At 66.5% G+C, this 6,000-nt stretch carries 4 protein-coding genes; all 4 read right to left on the reverse strand.

Going from position 1 to position 6,000, the window contains the following annotated elements; translation table 11 throughout:
- Positions 1-377: 377 nt before the first annotated feature.
- Positions 378-2,744: a P-loop ATPase, Sll1717 family gene (locus ACZ4N5_RS40775; RefSeq protein ID WP_467762028.1), complete on the reverse strand. Its 2,367-nt coding sequence runs from the start codon at positions 2,742-2,744 to the stop codon at positions 378-380.
- Positions 2,745-3,569: 825 nt separating this feature from the next.
- Positions 3,570-3,863, reverse strand: coding sequence for a hypothetical protein (locus tag ACZ4N5_RS40780; RefSeq protein ID WP_467762029.1), 294 nt, complete (start codon positions 3,861-3,863; stop codon positions 3,570-3,572).
- Positions 3,864-4,661: 798 nt separating this feature from the next.
- A complete protein-coding gene (locus ACZ4N5_RS40785) occupies positions 4,662-4,883 on the reverse strand; it encodes a hypothetical protein (protein ID WP_467762030.1) in 222 nt (73 codons plus the stop codon).
- Between the two features lie 910 nt (positions 4,884-5,793).
- Positions 5,794-6,000 (reverse strand): N-acetyltransferase (locus ACZ4N5_RS40790; RefSeq protein WP_467761997.1); only part of this gene is annotated, 207 nt, incomplete at its 5' end.

Genomic DNA, 6,000 nt, shown 5'->3' on the forward strand with positions numbered 1-6,000 from the left:
ACGGTGCCCCCGCCGGGTGGTATAGCTGATCAAGGCGCCGGAATCCGCAGGTCAGAGACGGTGGCTCCGCCAGACTGGGAGTTCAACCCGCCTCAGCAGGGGGCCTCGTGGACTGCGCCTCTCCGGAGATCGTCAGGAGCCTCGGACCGGAACACGTAACGCTTGATCCCCTACACCACGACGCGGGACACGATCCCCGACCCCGGCGCTAAGCTCGAGCGGCCCTTCTTCTCGTCCCAGCAGCTTCTGAGACCTCCACGTGGCGGATCCTGGCTGGGCGGGTACCGCTACGAACTGCTGGCAGAGGTGGGCGTCACGCTCCTTTGGTGCCGCGGGCCGCCGGGCGAGGTGTACGCAGATCTGGAGCGTTCTGCCCTTCAGGCGTTCCAGCACCGCGTATAGAGATCCGGAATCCTAAACATCGCTTCAGGACCGGAGCTGCCCTCCTGTACGACGCGTTCGAGGAAGCCGAGTCGTTCCAGGAGCCCGACCTGGTTGGCGATCGTGCCGTCCGCCTCGTCGAAGAGTCCCTGGACGTCGCGCGGGGCGAAGCGATCGCGTCTACTAGCCCGGCAGTTGCGGACGAATGTGGGAGCCACTTTGAAGTCGTTGACGATCTCGTTGAAGCTCAGGTCCGACAGTTTCGTCATCGCCTTGCTCACCGCCTCGGCGGAGAACAGCGGGAAGCCGGATACGTGTGCCTCGGCGTCCTCTGACAGGTCACGCGTCAGGTGCAGCAGAAGCACCGCGTGCCGGGGGGAGACGTCGCCGTTTCCATTGCGCAGAGACTCGAGGAGCCACTGATCGACGGGTTGGCCCTCGATCTCCGGCGGAAAGACGACCTGGAGCGCGTCGCGTGTGTCGGCAGTGCCGTCGGCGCCGCGTACGCGGGTGGCGAGCGGTTGGAGCGGGGCGTTGGTGAGAACGCGTCGGACGAGGACCTGCAGCCAGTCCTCGTCGGACCACTCGAGCATCAGCGTTCTGGAGACCAGTTTGTTCTTCTCCTGGATGTCGTACAGCTCGAACAGGTCGGTGCGAAGGAGGACAAGCAGACCGACGCGTTCGAACTGTGACACACGGCTCTCGGCCTGGAGCAGGGCCTGAACAACGGCTTGCTGTTTCGCTCTGTCGTATTTGAACGTCTCGTCGATGCGGTCGAACATCACCATTACGCGCCGGGCGGGCTCTCGCAGAAGGTCGTCGGCCTCCTTCAGGAACGACTCGACGTCGACGGGCGCGCCGCCCGGTCTGCTGGTGCCTGCGGGAAGCTGGGCCTCGAGACCGACGGGTCCGACGGTGAATTTCAAGGTGGTGCCCCCGAAGGGGCGCAGGCACGCCCGCAGGACGCGTCGCAGGCGGCCCTCCGGTTCGGTCGGAAGGTCCAGGGCGGTTCGGAGGTTGGCGCCGCTGCGGCGGAGTTCCTTCGGGGCCATGGGGGGAAGCTCGGAGGCGACGAACGCTGCAATGACCACAAGCCACGCGGCTCGAAGAGCGTCGGCGTTCGTCCATGCGTCCGGGGCAACGATGCGCTGCAGGAGGTCCCCGGTATTGGCAACGGGGCAGATGGATGCACCAGCACGGCCTGCGTCGGCGGGCGAAGCGGTGGCCAGGGTGCGGAAGATGGCGCTCTTGCCCGCCCCGCGGTCTCCGACGACGAGGGAGCGGCGTTGTCCGAGAATGCGTCCGATGTCGTGACGCCGGACGAAGGTCGCAGTCAGCAGGTCGTCCCTCTCCGCCTCCTCTGCACCAAACTGGAGGTCGGCGAGACTGAAGGGGCGCCCTCCGAGGTACTGCGACAGGATGCTGTCCACGAAGCTTCTGTGAAAAAGCTGCACAGTACGTGCCGCGTGGTCGACGACGACTAGCCCGTTGGTCTGCAGGATGAGCAGCTCTGTGAGTACCTCCCGCTCTTCCATGCCCGACCTGGCTGCGAGGGTGTGGATCTGCTCCCTCCCGCCGGCCAACGCAATCTTTTCGAGGAGCTCGGTGAGGACCTCTGGCCGCGGGTGGCCCGCTCTCGCTCGGTCGGCCATCCACTGGAACATCGTCGGCAGTGACAGAGGGCCGCCCTCGGGAATGGAGTGTTGCCGCGTAACGGCGATCAGCGCACGGAGCATCAGGGGATTGCCGTCAGCAAACTCCGTAAGGCGTGCGATGACTGCTGGCGCTAGATCGGGCAGCTCCCGGCGGATCATGTCGGCTGCTTCTGCTCGCGTGAAGTAGCCCAGTTGCAGCACTTTCAGCCTTCTGAAGCGGCTGAATGACAAGTCGGGGAGACGGCGAGAAGCCACAACGAGCTTCCAGCCGTCCAGTGCCAAGGAAAGCTCCTCAACCGCGGCACTCAGACGGGAGGGGCGGGCGGCCTCGTCCAGCGCGTCCAGGAGGAGAACCGGCTCGCGCGTCTGCTTCCCCAACTCCCGCAGAATTGCTGTCGTCTCGCTGAGGGACGCCCTGCCGGCGGAGGTACTGAGAGTGCGTACAAGTGTCGGGCCGATATCGAATCCCGAGGTTGTGACCTCGTCCAGGATGCGTGTGCCCAGCTCGCGTGGATCAACCTGATTCGTCAGGCTGACGAAGAAGACGGTTTGGTCACGCTGTTTCAGCAGGGCCTCGGCCCTCCGCAGCAGAGATGTCTTCCCCGTCCCCGGACCGCCCACCAGCAGCACACCCCGTGACGCCGGCTCAGAGAGGAATTCCATGAGCTGATAGAGCTCGTCCCGTGGGACAAAGGATTCGTCAGCCATATGCACGTGCCCCCTTGGTGCCCGCGGTCGCAACTGCTACCGACCGTCCTCGCGTTGCACGCGAGCGGGTCGTGCCATCACGGTAACGGACCGGTTCGAAGGTTCTGCGGCATTGACGTCAGAAGGTTCCCCGCGGCGCATGCGGCGCGCAGCACCACCAGCCGCGCAGTGCTCTGATCAGGTCTTTTGGAGCACGATTCAATGTCGCTGCCGTCGCTGAAAGCGTAGGTGAGCACGAGCCGTTTCCGCAGCAATGAAGGCCCGACCGCTGAGACTGCCCGGGTGGTGGGACAAGCCCACCACGTCAGGAGAGAGGAAGTCTTCCGTCGGGTGGATTGCCGAACATGAAGAGACCACGGTTTCCCGGGCGGCTCTCTACGCGGCCCTGTCCGGCACGCGGTTGCCGACTGCGAAGACGGTGAGCGCCTTGCTGCGCTGGCGGGCTGGCGGGCTGGCGGGCTGGCGACCGAGGAGCCAGACGAGAACGGCTACTTCATCGAACCCAGCTGGGCCTGGATCGACAGACTCCCCCGAGGGCACGAGAAGTGGCGGTTCGCGAAACGAATGGCGAACCCGGTACCAGCAGCTGGCCAGAGACAACCTCGGCGAACGGGAGTTCCGTCCCCGAGCGACACACGTGGTCATCGATGTCCCACCGGAGTAGCAGCGCTTCATCAGGGAGCACAGTTGGGCCGACTCGTGCCCCTCCAGCATGCGTTCGCGGATGTACTCGCGCTCCATGCCCGATAGCGCGGCGAGCACGGCGGCGCATCGCCCGAGAAGGCCGGAGAAGCGAGCCCCCAGCGGCGACTGCGACGGATCCACCTACCACTGTTTGCGCAGGGCCTTGATCCAGCCCGCGCGCGTTGGGCCCAAACCGCGCAACTGCTTCATCGCACGCCAGGGGTCGTAGGAGTCGGGTTTGACCAGCGGTCGGGTACGAACTGCGACCGTGTCCGGGCTCAGAAGGTAGTTGGTGGTCAGGACGGTCGCCCCATGTACCAGGAGGAAGTCCAGCACGCGCAGTTGTTTGCCACTGTTGCGTGACAGCCGGCTGAGCGCTGACAGGGGAACCACTTCGGCGTTGCCGTCCTTGACCTGCTGCATCATCGCCAGCAAGCGCCTGATCGAAGCGGTCGATGCCCGAGGCGACCGAGCCGGACCTCTTCGCGGCCCTGCGCTTGGGACGTACCACGACCAGCACTGGATGTCCCCCGCTTCACGCCGACGCACTGACAGCGGCACGGGCGCGGAGCCCACGCTGACGTTCAACACGAGCAAGCACGCCCTCATATTTGGAGGCGCTGGCCGAGACTGATGCTTCCGCTCTGATGGTGCCCGGCGGTCCGTCTCCGGTGTTCGGCCTCGCCCGGTCGTCGGCCCTCACCCGTAACCCAGCGCTGCGCTGGCTGCTTGCTGCGCGGGTGGCGACCGAAACAGCTCGGCGCAGGTCAGGGGCTGCCGGCTGATGCCGGTGCGGCAGCCCGCCACGCCGTCGGCGGCGCGGCAGCGACGCGCTACACCGGCGAGCCCACCCGATGCCCGGCAACGTCCGCTCCGCCCATCCCGCCCTCCCTCTCCTCAACTCCAGCCAGGGCATAGCGGCCGTAACGGGGATGTCAGAGCCCCGACCACGCCCGGACAGGGGAGGTGACCTGTACGAATTCCGTGATGTGGGCGATCCTCGCGCAAGAGAAGTCGGAGGAGATCTCGTAGGAGATGCGGCAAGAGTTGGTGCAAGAGATGCTGTCGCGAGGCGTACCCAAGGTGCGGTTCGAACGACAGTGCCGTCGGGCCGTGACAACGCCTGGCGGAAGTCATCCCGCCCCCTCCCCCGGGCTGGCTGGGATCCCGAGGATGTGGCGGATCTCGCCTGGCTCCGGGCGAGGGAGCGCGAACACGCGGCGCAGGACCCGATCACCGGCAAGCAAGCCCTCGGCGAGGGAGCCGGCAGGTGCGCCAGTTCCATCCGTCGCGGACCAGCGCACCGCACTCCTCCGGATTGCGCAGGCGGTAGGCCACCGATCCCTTGCTGCGCAGTCCCACCGCAGCGCCGATCTCCGCCACGGTCAGCCCCTCGATGGACAAGCCGATGATGCGCGGAATCTGTACCTCCCGCACGGTCAGCTGCGCATCCACGCCAGCGCGGTCCCTGACTGCGCAACCCCGCCCGCACAGCTTCGACTTCTTGTTCAAGTCGACGCAGGTCTGCTGCGCACTGCGCAGGGAGGCTGCGCAATGCTGCACAGCAGGGAGGGAGCTGCGCAGTGCGGTGTCTGGTCCTGTTCACGGCACGGCGTCATCTGCGCACCCCGGAGAACGACTCCCCCACAGACGCTCCCCCGACCGCGCGACACCGGGTCCGAGACCAGCTGGTGCTTTGCCAACAGTGGCACCAGATCCGCCGCGGCTACGGCATGCTCAGACACCCTCCAAATATGGCGGACGAGGACGTCCCGATCGGTTTTGCACCGTAGACACGGCCACCCCGACCACGACGTCCCCCCACCAGGTACATCGCTTTCCGACCTCCCCCGACCACAGGCTCCCGACCCCCGACCACAGCCCCCACCACAGCAGGTCAACGCCCTACCGGACGGCTCGATGTCCACAGCCAAAAGGGGGTTTCCGGGAGCCGTCGGCTGGTTGGGGCGCGGTCGGCGCGCTTCATAGCCTTGGGCTTCCCGCCGACTGAACGGCACGGACACCATGGGGTGGCCCTACCAGCGCCGCAGGGTCACGCTGGAATGCGCGGTCCGTCCGCCAGCGATGGCGCCGCGGACGCTGTGCCCGTCGACCACCGATCAGGACATCGTGAACGAGCCGCCAGGAGAAGAAGGCAGCTCGGCAACGTCCCTTCGAGAGCGTCCGCCAGCGACGGGAATCCCCGCGCCACGACATACGCGGACTTCGTATCCGGAGGACAAGTAACTGTCGACCTGCCACTCCAAGGGCATCAGGACCTCTACGGCGTGCTGATTACACGACGCAACGCCCCCATCGAAGCGGCCGCGCCACTCTGGAGGACAACGGCAGCGGGCCACCAGGGTCAGGATGAGAGCGGCAGGTCCGCGAGCATGACGGCGTAGAGCGGAGAGTCCGGGAAGGGCTGACGCTCGCCCACCTTCCGGAAGCCCCAGTCCTCGTACAGCGCCTGCACACGGGGGTGTTTGACGTCCACGAGGAGGACGGCGAGGTCCTCGGGCCTCTCCTGCAGGAGTGCCCGGGAGAGCGCGTCCGCCACGCCCTGCTTGCG

The organism is Streptomyces sp. NPDC026500, assembly GCF_055567635.1.